This window comes from Enterobacter cloacae complex sp. SHL012 (genome assembly GCF_049237505.1).
GTDB lineage: Bacteria > Pseudomonadota > Gammaproteobacteria > Enterobacterales > Enterobacteriaceae > Enterobacter > Enterobacter kobei.
This window is the reverse complement of sequence record NZ_JBMKIZ010000003.1, coordinates 343,065-358,140: the sequence shown is the minus strand read 5'-3', so window position 1 is coordinate 358,140 and position 15,076 is coordinate 343,065. Positions and strand designations below refer to the sequence as shown.

The window sequence follows — 15,076 nt, the reverse complement described above, 5'->3', positions numbered from 1 at the left end:
TGTTAGAAGTTAATTTCCGTTTTGTAATAAACCACCGTGTTATCGACGGTTTCTTCTTCCATTGAGTCTGGTTTTTTAACGGGCCACCCTGCCATAACGTAGGAAGAGAAATGGCTGCCAGTGGCTTTAACGCCCACTGATGCGCCCATCATGAATTGGCTGTCGCAGACATTGACGCCTTTCGGGCAATTATCTTTTGTGAAGCCAACGTCGTAGCCGATATAGGGCGTCAGCTGGTAAATACCGGCCAGTCCAATATCAAAAGGAAACTGCAGGCTATTGGCAATCCACGCGCCGCTGTCGCTCATCACGTTATCGTCTTTGAAACCACGAACGGTGTATTCATCGCCGATAGTCACTTTGGCATCACTCACCAGCACATCCGGCGTGTACTGAAAACCGCTGTTCAGCTCGTAGGTCATGCCGAGTCGGCCAAACTTAGCGAGCGGGCGCGTCCAGGAGGCAATGCCGTTGTACTTCAGATAATCGACGTCGAAACCTTCAAGGTCTTTATCGCCGTCGCGGGCTGAACCAAACCACGGCACCGCCGCGGTGACGCTCAGATCGCCATAGAACCAGCCACCGCCCATGGCGCCAACGTAGGTCAGGCCCGACGCCAGCGAGGTGTAGGTTTTTGAGCTAACGTCAATGCGCGCGTTTTCGATGCCGTTGTAGTTATCCCGGCGTTCGACTTTCATCCAGGCGCTGGTTTTGCCCGTTGCGCCACGCATCAGCATGCGGCTGATACGCAGGGATGCACGCTCCGACGTGCCATCGGAATCGTAAATGCCGAAGCCGCCGTCGATGCCTTTTTCGTATTCGGATTTGTAATAGCTGGTATCAAAACCCCAATAGCCCAGCGGCACGCTGTAGCTAAATGACCAGGAGTCCTGTTTATCATTATTATTTTTCAGATCGTTCCAGGAGTAATACGCATTAAAGATGTCGTTTAACCCGGCAATATTTTTTGCCGTCAGGCTGCCGTAATATTGCTGCCAGCCTTCTGATTTGCTCCCGGAGTTATTTAACCCCGCCGCCGCGTCAATCGGAAATGAGGGCTGATGAATCAGGTTAAGATCGGAATAGCCATTAATGATTGAGGGTTCAACGCTAATATTATCCCTCTCCGAGACCCGCATCAGGTTCTCAACCATCTGGTCGACATCCTGCATATTGAGGATCTTGTCTTTGGCAAACGGGTAGGCGGTAAAAAGACGCGTGCTATCACGCAGGCCCGGTGTCTGGCCGTTCACCTTAAAATCGTTAATCTTTCCCCACAGCACGCGAAGCTTAAGCGTACCGCTCTTGATGTTGCCGGGGTCGATGCTGATAAGAGTGGTGGCATAGCCACGGGAAATATAAAAATCCGTTAACTCTTTCACTAAGGTAAAAATGTCAGATTTACCCAGATCCTTACCCAGATAGCGCTGGACGATCTCCTCGCGCTGCGGCGATCCGTCGAACAGATGATCGTCGAGGATCTCGATCCGGGTTACGTTGAACTTCCACGATGAGTCTGCCGGCAGCCCGGTCTCCGCGTCTTCGCCGCGAGTTGCGCGCTGCTGTTGCAGCAACGCTTCCGTTCTTTTCGCCTCTTCAATCAGATACTGGTTACTCTGCCGCTCCAGGCGGTCAAGTTCCTGCTTGTTCTGAACTGAGGGCAGTATGGCGGCATGGGCCACCTGTAATAAAGGCAGTAAAAACAGGACGTTTTTGATTTTGAAATGACAACGCATCACTCTCTCCCTGAGCGTTATTTAATGACAACGGTGTATTGAACGGCGCCGACAACTTTGCCGGGGGTGAGGTCCGTCTTACGATCGACCCCGCCGCCAACATAGATATGTGCCTGATAGTTTTTGGTGAGCGTGGAGGCGGTATAGACCTTCTCCTTACCCAGCGTGATCGCGGTTGAGTTCTTCTCAAAAAGGCGAATACTAAAATTGCTTGCATAGCCATCGCCGCTTTCAACGCCGATCACACCGGTCAACGCGCCTAAAGGGGTGTTAATTAAGGAGTTGAAGGTGATGCCAATTTGTTCCGTAGAAGGGCAGCCCACGGTGATGCTGAAGTCTTTTTTAACACCCTGAAAAGTATCGTCGTTTTGAAAATCGGCGATGTTATAGGTGCCTAAATCGACGTTCGTCGCTGAGGGGTAAATTGAGCACGAGGCGGTAACCACCTTAATGGCAACACCAAAGTTGATGGCCATAATCGGCAGTTTTTCGCTTTCATCGGCGGACGGGATCACCAGTGCTTCGGCCACCTTACCCGCTGGAATAAAGTATTCCCCTTCAGGCATCGAACCGGTCTGGACCATTTCCACCAGAACCGTACTGTTTTTCACCCCACAACCGGTGGAGCACGTGGTCGGCGAACCCGAGTTACCCGGCAGCCATGAAGATTCGGTCTGCGTTGGCCACCGCATGCGAATGCCTATCCCCGGGATTTCGGTGTTATAGACATGATCAATCTGCGATCGGATATAGCTTCGCGAATAGCTTGAATGCCATGAAGATTGGGTGGACGCGTCGCAGGTGTAGCTGACGTCCGGCACCTGATAGGTTTTGCTCCATAAAACCTTGCCGACTTCACGCTGCTTTATGACGTTAAGCGTGATGTCGTCCATGATATTCAGCGTCGCCAACGGGGACGTGAGGGTGCACAACGCCGCATAGGCGTTGTTGCACGTTAAAGAGATAAATGCCGTGGATAAAAGAATCAGCGCAGCCGTAAAAATCCGTTTCATGGTGTTGCCCCGTTATTGATGCAGGTAATTTCAATAGCCTTAAACGCTTCTTCCTCGGTTGGTCGGTCCTCAGTGCCTTGCTTCACATAACGCGCACCGCACTGCGCGGGCTTTTTATTTTTCTTCCACTGGAGGGTAAAGACGTTTTGGCCTTCCTTAAGCGCCACCATCGCCACGCCGTTTTGCCCGACCATGCCGATCGCGTTGTGCGATTCGTCCAGTACCGACGCACCAAATGGGATCACTTCGCCGGAAGGCTGCATAAAGCGCACAAAGCTCTGGCGATTGGCCTGGGTGTCCATTTTGATCAGCACTGCCGCGCCGGAGGTTGGCACGATGGTTCGGCGGGTGTCGTCGACCTCGACGGTATACGCGGTGCCTTTCGGGTCGGCGTACACCTCGTTGTACTTGTAAGGCACCAGATACCCGACAATGCCGTAGCCGTTGTCTTTGATGACGGCCTGGGAATCCGGGTAGATGCGAGAGCCTTCTGCGCCTTTTGCTTCCACGATGCCAATGGTGTCTGCGAGGGTTGGCACAAAGTTGATGCCGCCTTCATGCACCACCACGCCGCCGTTCAGGTTGACCCCTCCCATAAAGGAGTCCCGGGACTGGCTGTAGGTCATCCCGCCCGAGGCGCTCTCGCCCGTGTAGGAGAGGTTCATGCCGAAGTTAGTTTCCGGCGTGTTGGACTGGCTGAAATAGCCGCCAAAGCCAAACTGTGAGCGTTCCCCGGCGGAGCCGTTCAGCGAGGTACGGAAGTTGGCTTCTTCGCTGTTATAGCTAAAGTTGGCCCCCAGGCGAGCCTGCTTCTCGTAGTGGTGGCCAAGCGGCATGCTCACGTTCAGGTAGAGCGTATCTTCGTGGTCGCCATCGTCGTTATTGGTGCGGCCAAGGGAGATCCCCCAGGTCGTGATGCCAAACTGGTTGTTGTAGCCCAGCACGAAGTTCGACTTTTCATTCCGGCCCTGCTCGTTATTCCAGACGTTGCCCACAAACCCGCTGACGTAGAAGCTTCCCCAACCGGCCGGAAGCGTCTGGTTGATGTTGGCTTCCAGTCGCTCGCGATAGCGTTCCGGGAGAAAGTCTTCTTCATCGGCTTCAATCGAGCGCTTCAGGCTGACCGCGTCGCTCAGGGAGTAGAAATTCGCGCTGGAGTAGCGATAGCCAATCAGGCTGAAGTTCGTCCCGGTTGTCGGGAGGGTCTTCGCCAGGCTAATGCGCAGGCTCATATTGCAGAACGTGCCGCAGCCTGCGGTGTCCGGCTGCCCCTCGAAGCGGGTGAAAGAGCGCGTCACGTCTACGCCTAATGCGCCCAGACGGGTGTTAATCGCAAAACCGCTCATCAGCGCCGCATAATCACCTTCGAACGCGCTCTGTCCGCCAACGTAGCCGGTAAAGTTATTGAATAAGCCGTACTGAAACGTGCCCTCAACCGCTTTCGGATCCTCTTTCAGCCAGGTATCGCGGATTTCACCCGCAGCCACAGAGTAGCGGGAGTAACCTTCGCGCAGCAGCTGCGGCACGCTGGAGTAGGGGACCACGAAGTAGGACTCTTTGCCGTTTGTCTCTTTAACGGTGACCTCAAGATCGCCGTTATAGCCGGTCGCATAGAGATCGCTGATGGCGAACTCCCCAGGCGGCACCACCTTTTCATACAGGGTATTGCCAGCCTGCTTGATGGTCACCGTGGCGTTGCTGTTGGCGATGCCGCGCACCACCGGGGCATAGTTGCGTACCGAGTCGGGAAGCATGCGATCGTCCGTGGCGAGACGAACGCCACGCAGGGCGGTAGTGTCAAAAAAATCACCGGTGGTGTTCAGATCGCCCAGCACTATCTGCGATTGCAGCGGCGCAATCGCCCGCTCTGCATAGGCCTGGATATGCTGTACGCCGGTATTTTCAGTGTCGCTGCCGGAGCTCAGGCTGTCGTAGGTCGTAAAACGCCATGCCCCCAGTGCGAGGGTGTTGTGCAAATTGCTGTAGAGATAGGTCGCGTTGTCCTGAGTGGGGCGATAACGTGAACTGGTGGCGCTAAGGGTATAGGAGGACATCAGCGCCGGTACGCCGTTATCCCATAACTCCGGGCTTACGTAACCCGCAGGCGTATTCAGCAGCATTGCCTGAGGAATCGTGACATCCAGCTGTTCTTCTACCGCATTATAATTAACCGTCGCGCCTTTAATCAGCTCAGGGAGAATAATGCAGGTATTCTGCTTCCAGTCGGGGGGAAGTTTTGATGTGTCGACGTCAAAGCGGACGACCATTTCGGGCGTCATGCAGGCGTTGAATCCCTGCTCATTATTTGCAGCCACAAAGGTAACGGTCCAGGTATTAACCGGCTTGAGGTTGCTGTAAACCTCAAGCGTATATTTCCCCGGCAGTATTTTTTCAACGCCGTCAAATTGTGTCAGATCGATTCCGCTATCGTAATACTTCATAAACCCACGAGAAAATGTCATCGGCTTACTGGTATCACTGGCATATACTGCGAGTGGCGCAATGGTCACCGAAATGACAAAGCCACTAATCACCCGCAGAATGTTAGTTTTCTTGTAAAACATCGACATATCACCGTCCTGGTCAATATGATTACTAATCAGAAGTTATACGTGCGCTTAATATATGCACCCAGATCGGTAATATAATTGTATTGGAATGTCCCTTTCCCCTGCACGGCGTTAACCTGCGGGAAGTGATATACCAGCGTGCTATATGGCGCGATCATCTCGCCATCAATCATGACATCTTTACCCTGAGCATCTCTGAGCCAGACATTTGTCATGCTTACATGGAAAGGCGAATTATTTGTTCCAACGACGTCATAACCGTTGGCTGTTTTTTTCAATTTCCAGGTTAATTCATCCGCCGCTTTCATCGGATTACCTTTCAGACCAACCGGGCGATAGAAAAATTTAATCAGCGTTCTGAACGCCATCTTTAGCTGATTTTTATCTACGTCTTCCGCCATTTCAGGCGGAATATCCAGGACATTGAGCCACAGAACCGTTTCACGATCTTTTGGATATTTCGCGGCGGCGCCTTCCGTCTGGAATATGCGGAAAACTTTCCCCTTTTGGCCGTTAATTCTGGCCGCCGGTGGGGTGATAAAGAAAGGCAAATCTTCTTTGGCGATGCCGTCACTCTTATCGGTGCTGGAAAGCCACACCTGAACCAGTTCAGGCGCTTTGCTGACGTTATTAATACGAATCGTTTGTTCTTTCTCCCCGGCGTTGAATGCCACGCGGGTCGTCATAATTTGAATCGTTGCACTGGCCGCAAAGGAAAAGGCCAGCGTCATCATGAATACAGAAGATATAACAAGTTTTTTTAACATCTGGCCTAATCCTTTAGGTGATACTCTTAGCGGATAAACCCGCGGGGCGCGCGATTACTGATATTTAATGGAGTACACAACGTCGGTTGAGACTTGACCGGCAGTAGATGCACCACCCGTCGCCACATATTGTGCCCAGTAATCAAAGCGAGCCGTATTACCGGCAACCGTAACGGTTTTAGCGCTATCGTTTGCAGTATTCAGGTTCAGTTTTGCTTTTGAAGAATCCAGTAAACCAACCTGAACTTTCTCCGCTCCGCCTGACGCTTTAGCCACGGTATTTTTCAGGTTACCGGTGGTGGCATCGATATTGGTGCTTTGCGCCAGTTCGAAGAATACGCTGGCAACTTTGCCATTGGTGCAGTTTGCGCCGCTTAACGTAATGTGGAATGGGGTATCACCTGCGCGCTGTCCATCCGTTGCAAGCGCGGTTGTACTAATAGAAGGTAAATGAACGGTAAAGTCTGGGCTTTCAGATTCGCCCTGTGCGTCACCGCCGGTAATAGTACAGGTTGCGTCGCTAATAGTACCTTCAAAAGTAATCGTGCCATCTTCTGCTGCAGCGGCGGTACCGACGGTTGAAAGAACGGCCAGGATTGCCAGCTTAGATAACTTATTCATAAAAATATCCATATCATTTCATTGGGGGGGCTATTGTATAGAGGTCATCTCCTCCACCGCTATCGGCCAGGCCTAAATATATTCCTAGTTTTAAAATGGTATATTTATTAAATTTATGAATTAAGTTTTGCTTCAAACTTTTAAACGCAAATAATGCGAAGAAATGGGGGGGTTAAGATAATATCAATTCTAAAAATGAATTTTATCGGTATGGTGAATAATTAGGGGCCGTAAAAGTCTGGCAACACAATTGATTTATGTTTTGAAAAGTGAGCTTGAATCTTCACGTTCCAGAGGCTAGCATTAGGCAAAAGCAGTAAGGACATCAATCCCTTCCTCGTCGGGTTTAACGACGCGGAGGGGATTTTTTTTCATCTGTATCTAATGCAACGACTTTTAAGAGGTCAGGACATGAGCACTTTAGGTCATCAGTACGACAACTCTCTGGTATCTAACGCGTTTGGTTTTTTACGCCTTCCGATGAACTTCCAGCCCTACGACAGCGATGCTGACTGGGTGATCACCGGTGTGCCGTTCGATATGGCAACCTCGGGTCGTGCCGGTGGACGTCATGGCCCGGCGGCGATCCGTCAGGTTTCCACCAACCTGGCCTGGGAGCACAACCGCTTCCCGTGGAATTTCGACATGCGCGAGCGCCTGAACGTGGTTGACTGCGGTGACCTCGTGTATGCCTTCGGCGACGCGCGTGAGATGAGCGAAAAGCTGCAGGCCCACGCCGAGAAACTGTTGGCTGCCGGTAAGCGTATGCTCTCCTTCGGTGGCGACCACTTTGTGACTCTGCCACTGCTGCGCGCCCACGCGAAACACTTTGGCAAAATGGCGCTGGTCCATTTTGATGCGCATACCGACACCTACGCGAACGGCTGCGAGTTTGACCACGGAACTATGTTCTACACTGCACCGAACGAAGGCCTGATCGATCCGAACCACTCCGTGCAGATCGGTATTCGTACTGAGTTCGACAAAGACAACGGCTTCACCGTGCTGGATGCCTGCCAGGTGAACGATCGCGGCGTGGACGACATCATCGCGCAGGTGAAGCAGATTGTCGGCGATATGCCAGTCTACCTGACCTTCGACATCGACTGCCTGGATCCTGCCTTTGCGCCAGGCACCGGTACGCCGGTGATCGGTGGCCTGACGTCCGACCGCGCCATCAAGCTGGTGCGCGGCCTGAAGGATTTGAACATCGTCGGGATGGACGTGGTGGAAGTGGCGCCAGCCTATGACCAGTCAGAAATCACGGCCCTGGCGGCAGCGACCCTGGCACTGGAAATGCTCTACATTCAGGCGGCGAAAAAAGGCGAATAAGCCTTAGGCGCTGATTGCTGCTGCGCGACGCATGCGCAGCAGCAACATTCCTCCGGCCAGCAGGGTGATCGCCTGCGACACGACCAGGACCGAAAAGCCAGAGCTGACCGACCCGACCGATTTCATCACCACCCCCATCAGCAGCGGAATAAACGCCGCGCAGATATTCCCGATGCCATTAATGATCCCATACGCGCTACCCACCGCTTCCCGCGCGGCATGATGTTGGATCACCGCAGGGATCGCAGCCCCCTGAAGTCCCCAGAAAGCATTGGCAGACAACATAAACATCCCCAGCCAGACAGGCTGATGGCTGAGCATCAGCGCGACCACGGACAGCGCCGTTAACGCGCCTCCCACCACAAACAGCACCGGTGCCTGTTCCGGGCGCATTTTGTCGAGCAGCACGCCGCCCAAAAATTTCGACCCCAGGCTCAGCAGGAAGGGAATGGCTGCAAGCAGGCCCGTAGCATGCAGTGAGAAGTGATGTTCATCGCGCAGCCATGCGGGCAGCCAGGCGCTGCTCCCCCAGAGATAGCTCAGCGTGGCGATTTCAACCAACAGGATCCAGCCCAGCAGCGGCGTTTGCCAGGCAAGGGTGAAGGTCTGCACCCATCCCGGCTTTTTCATCTTCCCCCGGCTCTGGGGCGCTGGCAGGAAGCGCCAGATTAACCCGCCACCCAGCACAAGATTCATGACGGCCAACGCGTAGAACGATCCCGCCCAGCCCAGATGCGCCATCAGCCAGGTGATCAGTGGAAAGCCTACCGCCAGCCCGAGCGAGACGCCCAGCGCGGTCACCGCGTTGGGTTTGCCGATCTCTTCTGCGTCAAAGCGCTCGCTGATAAAGCGCGTTTTTAATGAAAAGAGCGGCCCCTCCGCAATCCCCAGAATCACGCGCGCAATGAGCATCCCCATCAGCGAGCCGAGCAAGGGCGAAATCGCACAGACCGCGGCCCAAATCGCAATGCTGCTTAATAATCCCTGCCGATAATGAAGTTTGCTTTCAATAACTGGCGTTAATAATAAAGCCGAAAAACCATAACCCAGCAGAAAGCAGGTCATGAGCATTCCTTGTAACATTCTGTTTTCATTTAACTGAAAATGTGTGGCAAATTCCGGGTGTAAAATCATTACCGAGATATTCACACGGTCGATGTAGGAAATAATGATGAGTAATAACAGTGCAATTGTACCTTGCCATCTTGCCGTCATGATGCCTGCCTTATGTCTGCGCGTGTGAATATTTTTTATCAGAGTGATTGTCACGGGTGTAAAATGGTTCACCTGTGAAACTCATTGTTTATTAAGAATAAAGTAAAAATAAGTTTCACAGGTGAAACACGATGACGTGCCACCTTTTTATTTTTAATGAGCAAAAAGAAAAGAAGTCAATATCTGTTTTTTGAAATTTTAGACTATCGAAAAATCGTATTCTTTCACGCGGCAATAATGAAAATTTCATATCGCTGCATTTTTTCGTGATCCTTTGCACACTTAGTTAATTAATTACCTCCTGGTTAACAAATTCGTCACATTCGTGCTTGACGAAACATTCATCGCTTTTATATTGACCGTATTAAATAAGAAACAGAGTTTCATATATGAAACAAAAGCCTGGAGGATCGTGATGAGCTGGATAGGCGTATGTGACGCAGAACAAGTACAGGAAGATTTCCCTTTTAGCGGCAACGTCGACGGTAAAGAGATCGGCGTTTATTTGATTGACGGTGAATATTACGCGCTGGAAGACGTATGCCCGCACGCATATGCCCTGCTGAGCCAGGGCTTCGTCGAAGATGGCAAGGTGGAATGCCCGCTACACGAGGCGGTGTTCGACGTCAAAACCGGCCAGTGCCTGCATGGCCCCGGTGGTCGCAACCTTAACCGCTACCCGGTTCGGGTCTTTGAAAACCAAATCCAGATTACCTTCGTCGAGGAGAGCGTGGCATGAGCGACACCCTGAACTACAACCCGGCGCTGCCGGAAAGCCGCCAGTTTACTCCGCCTGCAGAAGGCGGTAACGGTGCCATTCATAAGCCAGGCGATTACCAGAACCTGATCTGGCAAACCCGCAGCCGCGAGCCGGAAAACTGGGAGATGAACCTGATCGCGACGCTGGAAGATCTCTTCGAGCAGGGCGTTGAAACCTTGCCGGAGCTGGTGAACGGGCTGAACGCGGTGCGCATGCACGACCAGCAGGGCGAGCCCTGGAGCGACGCCAGCTTCCAGGCATTCTTACAGGTTAACGGCTACTGAGGACAACGCGATGACGACTACCGTACAAAACTATCTGGATAAAGGTCTGCGCGGCCTCTGGTATCCGGTACTGGCGAGCTGGGAAGTGCAGTCCGCGCCGGTGGGGATTACCCGCCTGGGCGAGCAGATTGTGGTCTGGCGCAATAAAGACGGCCAGGTGCAGGCGCTGGAAGACCGCTGTCCGCACCGCGGCGCACGCCTGTCGATGGGCTGGAACCTTGGGGACCGTATTGCCTGCTGGTACCACGGCGTGGAAGTGGCGGGCAATGGCGAAGTGAAAGATGTGCCCGCCGTGGACAAATGCCCGCTGGTCGGCCAGCAGTGCGTGCGCAGCTATAACGTGCAGGAGGCGCACGGCGCCATTTTCCTGTGGTTCGGCGTCACTACTGACCAGCAGCCGGACGAGCTGACTTTCCCGGATGAGCTCGCCGACACGGACAGTTTCAGCAACTTCCTCTGCACCGCCGCGTGGAAATGCAATTACCAGTACGCGCTGGAAAACGTCATGGACCCGATGCACGGCACCTATCTGCATTCGTCGTCACATTCGATGGCGGAAGGGGATCGCAAGGCCGACATGGTGCTTCAGCCGACCAAAACCGGCTTCATCTTCGAGAAAAAGGGGCAGAGCGGCGTCAATTTCGACTGGGTGGAATTGGGCAACAGCGGCACCTGCTGGATGCGTCTTTCCATTCCGTATAAGAAGCGTTTCGGACCGGGCGGCCATTTCTTTATCGTCGGCATGGTGGTGCCGGAAGATAACGACAACTGCCGCGTCTTCTTCTGGCGCATCCGCCGCGTGCAGGGCTGGCAGCGCGATATGTGGCGCTTTATGTACCGCAATCGTCTGGAAAAACTGCACTGGGAAGTGCTGGAGCAGGACCGCGTGGTGCTGGAAAGCCTGGCGCCAAATGCCCGTGACCATGAATACCTCTACCAGCACGACGTCGGGCTCTCGCGCCTGCGCCGCATGATGCAAAAGGCCGCGAAAGAACAGCTGGCGATGCGCGAAGCGCAGCAGGGAGCCGCCTGATGAACGGACTGCTGAGCGGGAAGCGCATCGTCGTGACCGGCGCCGCGCGCGGGCTGGGTTACCACTTTGCCAGCGCCTGCGCTGCGCAAGGTGCCTGCGTGGTGATGTGCGACATCCTCAAAGGCGAGCTGGCCGAAAGCGCCCACCGTCTGAACGAGCAAGGGTATGCAACCGAATCGCACGTTATCGATCTGGCCGATCCGCAGTCCATCGAGCAGGTATTCAGCGCCATTGGCAAGCTGGGGCAGATTGACGGCCTGGTGAACAACGCGGCAATGGCGACCGGCGTGGGCGGTAAAAACATGCTGGATTACGATCCGGATCTCTGGGATCGGGTGATGAGCGTGAACGTCAAGGGCACCTGGCTGGTGACGCGTGCCGCCGTGCCGCTGCTGCGCGAAGGGGCGGGGATTGTGAACGTGGCGTCCGATACCGCGCTGTGGGGCGCGCCGCGCCTGATGGCCTACGTGGCCAGTAAGGGGGCGGTGATTGCGATGACCCGCTCAATGGCGCGCGAGCTGGGCGATAAACGCATTCGAATCAACGCTATCGCGCCGGGGCTGACCCGCGTCGAGGCCACCGAATATGTGCCCGCCGAACGCCATCAGCTCTACGAAAATGGCCGCGCGTTAACGGGCGCGCAGCAGCCGGAGGATGTCACCGGCAGCGTGGTCTGGCTGTTAAGCGATCTGTCGCGGTTTATCACCGGGCAGCTGATCCCGGTCAACGGCGGTTTTGTCTTTAACTAAGGTATGGCGATTATGGCAAACGATCAGGAAGTGAAGTATCTGGTGCCGGGGCTTGAACGCGGTTTGCAGCTGCTGTTGGCCTTCGGCGAGCAGCATCGCGAGCTGACCTTTGCCGAGCTACACCGGCTGGTGGATATGCCGAAGGCCACTGCCTACCGCGTGGTGCAGACGCTGGAGTATATGGGTTTTCTGGAGCGCAATGCGCGCACCAATACCTTCTCGCTGGGCATGAACGTGCTGCGCCTGGGCTTTGAGTACATCGCCTCGCTGGACGTGGCGCAGGTAGGCCAGCCGGTGATCGAGCAGCTTCGCGATGTCAGCCAGTGCAGCAGCCATCTGGCGATCCGCGACGGACGCGACATTATTTACATTGCCCGCGTCAGCGCCGCCGGGTCGCGTATCAATCAGGTCAGCATTGGCACCCGTCTGCCGGTGCACTGTACCTCGCTTGGGCGCATGTTATTGACCGATATTTCCCGCGCCGATTTTGAACAGCTGTTCCCGCACGAGCGGCTGCCGGGCAACACGCCGGGGCAGCTTCACGACCGCGAAGCCCTGTGGCAGATGGTGCAGCAGGACAAAGCCCGCGGATATGTGATTGGCGAGTCTTTCTTCCGCCACGGCATCTCTTCCATCGTCTATCCGGTGTATGACCGAAGCCAGCGCGTGGCGGCGGTGGTCAGCATTCTGGTGCCGTCGGAGGAGATCCCGCAGACCGACCGCGAGCGGCTCCAGAACGAGGTTCGCCTCGCGGCAGATAAAATTTCTGGCTTCTTAGGGTACCTGTCACAGGCCAGTTAAATCAGTGAGTTAACGTCAGGCGCTTCAGTGCGTCGGGCATGTTTTACGCCCAATTTGGGCCAGATGAGGCAACGAACGATGAGTGTAACCGGAATTGAAAAGCTGGAATTTGGCGTGGAAGACCTGACGCACTGCGCCAAATTTATGCGTGATTTTGGCCTGACGGGCGATGCCAGCGGCCAGCGTTTTACCACCCTGAGCGGCGCGCGCGTGGAGCTTAATCCGATCGACAGCCCCGACCTGCCGCCAGCCTTTGAAGCGGGCAACACCCTGCGCCGTATGACCTGGGCGGTGGCCACCCCGGCAGACCTCGATGCGCTGCGCCCGAAGCTTGCCGGGCAGCCTGGCTTTCGTGAAGTGGGCGACGCCCTGGAGTGCCGCGATCCGAACGGCATGACGCTGCGCGTGCAGGTCAGCCAGCAGACCGACGTGGAGCTGAACGTTGAGCCGATTAACCAGTGGGGAGACGCTCGCCGAATCGACACCCCCAGCCCGGTCTACGATCGCGCCCAGCCGATTAACGTCGGGCACGTGGTGTTTTTCGTTGAGGAGCTGGCCGCGGTGGAGACATTCTATCGCGAGGTGCTCGGCTTCCAGGTCTCTGACCGCTACATCAACCGCGCCGTATTCCTGCGATGCGGCGTGCGCGGCGGCCATCACAACCTGTTCCTGCTGCAATTACCGAACCGCAAGCGCGGGCTAAACCACGTTGCGTTTACGGTGCGCGACATCCACGAGGTGATCGGCGGCGGGATTGCGATGAATAAAAACGCCTGGAGCACGTTTATTGGGCCGGGCCGTCATCCGGTGTCGTCGGCCTATTTCTGGTACGTCAACAGCCCGACCGGCGGCGCGTTTGAGTATTACACCAACGACGATTACCTGACCGAAAACTGGCAGCCGCGCGAGCTGGAGCATTCGCTGGTCTCCTTCACCGAATGGGCGGTGGAAGGCGGCATCGACCACGACACGCGCCGTCAGCAGAAAAAGCCGGAGGCGGTATGACGTCGCGCATTGTCATTATCGGCGGCGGTCAGGCGGGCGGCTGGGCGGCAAAAACCCTCCGCGACGAGGGCTTCGAGGGCGAGATTTGCGTGGTGGCGGAAGAAGCGTGGGATTTCTACGAACGTCCGCCGCTGTCGAAGGCGTCTCTGCTGGAGCCTGACGCGGCGCTCCCGCGGCTGTTTTCCGAAGAGGCACAGCAGGCGCTGGATCTGACCTGGTACCGCCCACTGCGTGCGGAGCAGATCGACCGTCAGACAAAAACGGTGCGTTTAAGCAACGGTACGCATCTTAGTTACAACATTCTTTTGATTGCCACCGGAGGGCGGGCGCGTCTGCCGGGCGAGGCGTGGGCGGCGCATCCGCAGGTCTATACCCTGCGCCACTGGCAGGACGCGCAGCGTCTGAAGGGGCGTCTGGCGCAGAGTAAAACCCTGGCGATTGTGGGCGGCGGCTGGATCGGCCTTGAGATTGCCGCCTCCGCGCGCAAAAACGGCGTGGCGGTCACGCTGTTCGAGCAGCAGCCCGCGCTGTGCATGCGGTCGGTGAGCGGAGAAGTATCGCAACGCTTAGCGGCCATCCATCGCGAACAGGGCGTCGACATCCGTACCGGCTGCGGCGCGCTGGAGCTGGAGGACGACAATGGCCTGCCGGTTATTCACTGTGATGGCCAGCGCGAAACCTTTGATGCGGTGGTGGTCGGGATCGGCGTCGATCTCAATCTGGAACTGGCGCGCGATGCGGGGCTTCATACCGGGCGCGGGATCGTGGTGGACGCTCAGGGGCGTACCTCGGATCCGTTCATCTTTGCGGCTGGCGATGTGGCTCAGCATCACCACTACGGCTTGTGCATTCAGTCGTGGGCATTTGCCCAGAATCAGGCGGTGGCGACGGCGAAAGCGATGCTCAACCCCGATGCGCCAGGCTACGACGACGCGCCGTGGCTGTGGTCGGATCAATACCAGCACAATATTCAGATCCTCGGCATTCCGCAGCCGGGCAGCAACACGATAGCGCGTGAAGATTCGCTCTTTTTCTCGCTGGATGAAAACGGGCGACTGACGCAGCTGGTGGCGTTTAACGATGCGCGCACCGTCAAGCTGGCGAAACGCTGGATGGCGGCAGGGCGGGATTTATCGGACGTACCGCTCGCCGACCCGACTTTTTCACTGATGTCATTGCGATAGCTAACC

At 55.4% G+C, this 15,076-nt stretch carries 14 protein-coding genes; 8 read left to right on the top strand and 6 right to left on the bottom strand.

Going from position 1 to position 15,076, the window contains the following annotated elements; all coding sequences use genetic code 11:
- Positions 1–2: 2 nt before the first annotated feature.
- From ACOTY9_RS12835 to ACOTY9_RS12815, 5 genes are read right to left on the bottom strand one after another with little or no spacing between them, the layout of a single operon-like run.
- Positions 3–1,736, bottom strand: coding sequence for a ShlB/FhaC/HecB family hemolysin secretion/activation protein (locus ACOTY9_RS12835; protein ID WP_348565907.1), 1,734 nt, complete (start codon positions 1,734–1,736; stop codon positions 3–5).
- Between the two features lie 17 nt (positions 1,737–1,753).
- Positions 1,754–2,749: a fimbrial protein gene (locus tag ACOTY9_RS12830; RefSeq protein WP_348565906.1), complete on the bottom strand. Its 996-nt coding sequence runs from the start codon at positions 2,747–2,749 to the stop codon at positions 1,754–1,756.
- Complete coding sequence (locus ACOTY9_RS12825; protein WP_348565905.1) at positions 2,746–5,319, bottom strand: fimbria/pilus outer membrane usher protein; 2,574 nt, start codon at positions 5,317–5,319, stop codon at positions 2,746–2,748. The genes ACOTY9_RS12830 and ACOTY9_RS12825 overlap by 4 nt, the downstream gene beginning before the upstream one ends.
- Before the next feature lie 29 nt (positions 5,320–5,348).
- Positions 5,349–6,086: a fimbrial biogenesis chaperone gene (locus tag ACOTY9_RS12820; protein WP_023331270.1), complete on the bottom strand. Its 738-nt coding sequence runs from the start codon at positions 6,084–6,086 to the stop codon at positions 5,349–5,351.
- 54 nt (positions 6,087–6,140) lie between these two features.
- Positions 6,141–6,707: a fimbrial protein gene (locus ACOTY9_RS12815; protein ID WP_023331269.1), complete on the bottom strand. Its 567-nt coding sequence runs from the start codon at positions 6,705–6,707 to the stop codon at positions 6,141–6,143.
- Positions 6,708–7,118: 411 nt separating this feature from the next.
- Between ACOTY9_RS12815 and speB the strand changes: the two genes are divergently transcribed.
- Positions 7,119–8,039, top strand: coding sequence for an agmatinase (gene speB, locus ACOTY9_RS12810; RefSeq protein WP_002434404.1), 921 nt, complete (start codon positions 7,119–7,121; stop codon positions 8,037–8,039).
- Between the two features lie 3 nt (positions 8,040–8,042).
- Here the strand turns inward: speB and ACOTY9_RS12805 are convergent, their stop codons facing one another.
- Positions 8,043–9,254, bottom strand: a complete 1,212-nt coding sequence (locus ACOTY9_RS12805; protein ID WP_047027267.1) for an MFS transporter — start codon at positions 9,252–9,254, stop codon at positions 8,043–8,045.
- 415 nt (positions 9,255–9,669) lie between these two features.
- On the opposite strand from ACOTY9_RS12805, the gene ACOTY9_RS12800 reads away from it, so the two are divergent.
- The 7 genes from ACOTY9_RS12800 to ACOTY9_RS12770 all read left to right on the top strand — a co-directional run bounded on the left by ACOTY9_RS12800 (position 9,670) and on the right by ACOTY9_RS12770 (position 15,070).
- Positions 9,670–9,993 carry a Rieske (2Fe-2S) protein gene (locus ACOTY9_RS12800; protein WP_014885174.1) on the top strand — a complete coding sequence of 108 codons (324 nt, stop codon included), beginning with the start codon at positions 9,670–9,672 and terminating at the stop codon, positions 9,991–9,993.
- Positions 9,990–10,298, top strand: coding sequence for a recombinase-like helix-turn-helix domain-containing protein (locus ACOTY9_RS12795; protein WP_014885173.1), 309 nt, complete (start codon positions 9,990–9,992; stop codon positions 10,296–10,298). The genes ACOTY9_RS12800 and ACOTY9_RS12795 overlap by 4 nt, the downstream gene beginning before the upstream one ends.
- A 10-nt stretch (positions 10,299–10,308) precedes the next feature.
- Positions 10,309–11,331, top strand: coding sequence for an aromatic ring-hydroxylating oxygenase subunit alpha (locus tag ACOTY9_RS12790; RefSeq protein WP_047027268.1), 1,023 nt, complete (start codon positions 10,309–10,311; stop codon positions 11,329–11,331).
- On the top strand, positions 11,331–12,080 hold the full coding sequence (locus ACOTY9_RS12785) for an SDR family oxidoreductase (RefSeq protein WP_196347562.1): 750 nt from the start codon (positions 11,331–11,333) through the stop codon (positions 12,078–12,080). Before ACOTY9_RS12790 ends, ACOTY9_RS12785 begins: the two co-directional genes overlap by 1 nt.
- A gap of 12 nt (positions 12,081–12,092) precedes the next feature.
- Positions 12,093–12,881 carry an IclR family transcriptional regulator gene (locus tag ACOTY9_RS12780; RefSeq protein ID WP_014885170.1) on the top strand — a complete coding sequence of 263 codons (789 nt, stop codon included), beginning with the start codon at positions 12,093–12,095 and terminating at the stop codon, positions 12,879–12,881.
- A 78-nt stretch (positions 12,882–12,959) separates the two neighbouring features.
- Positions 12,960–13,886, top strand: coding sequence for a VOC family protein (locus ACOTY9_RS12775; RefSeq protein ID WP_014885169.1), 927 nt, complete (start codon positions 12,960–12,962; stop codon positions 13,884–13,886).
- Positions 13,883–15,070, top strand: coding sequence for an NAD(P)/FAD-dependent oxidoreductase (locus ACOTY9_RS12770; RefSeq protein WP_045269620.1), 1,188 nt, complete (start codon positions 13,883–13,885; stop codon positions 15,068–15,070). Before ACOTY9_RS12775 ends, ACOTY9_RS12770 begins: the two co-directional genes overlap by 4 nt.
- The last annotated feature ends 6 nt before the right edge of the window (positions 15,071–15,076 follow it).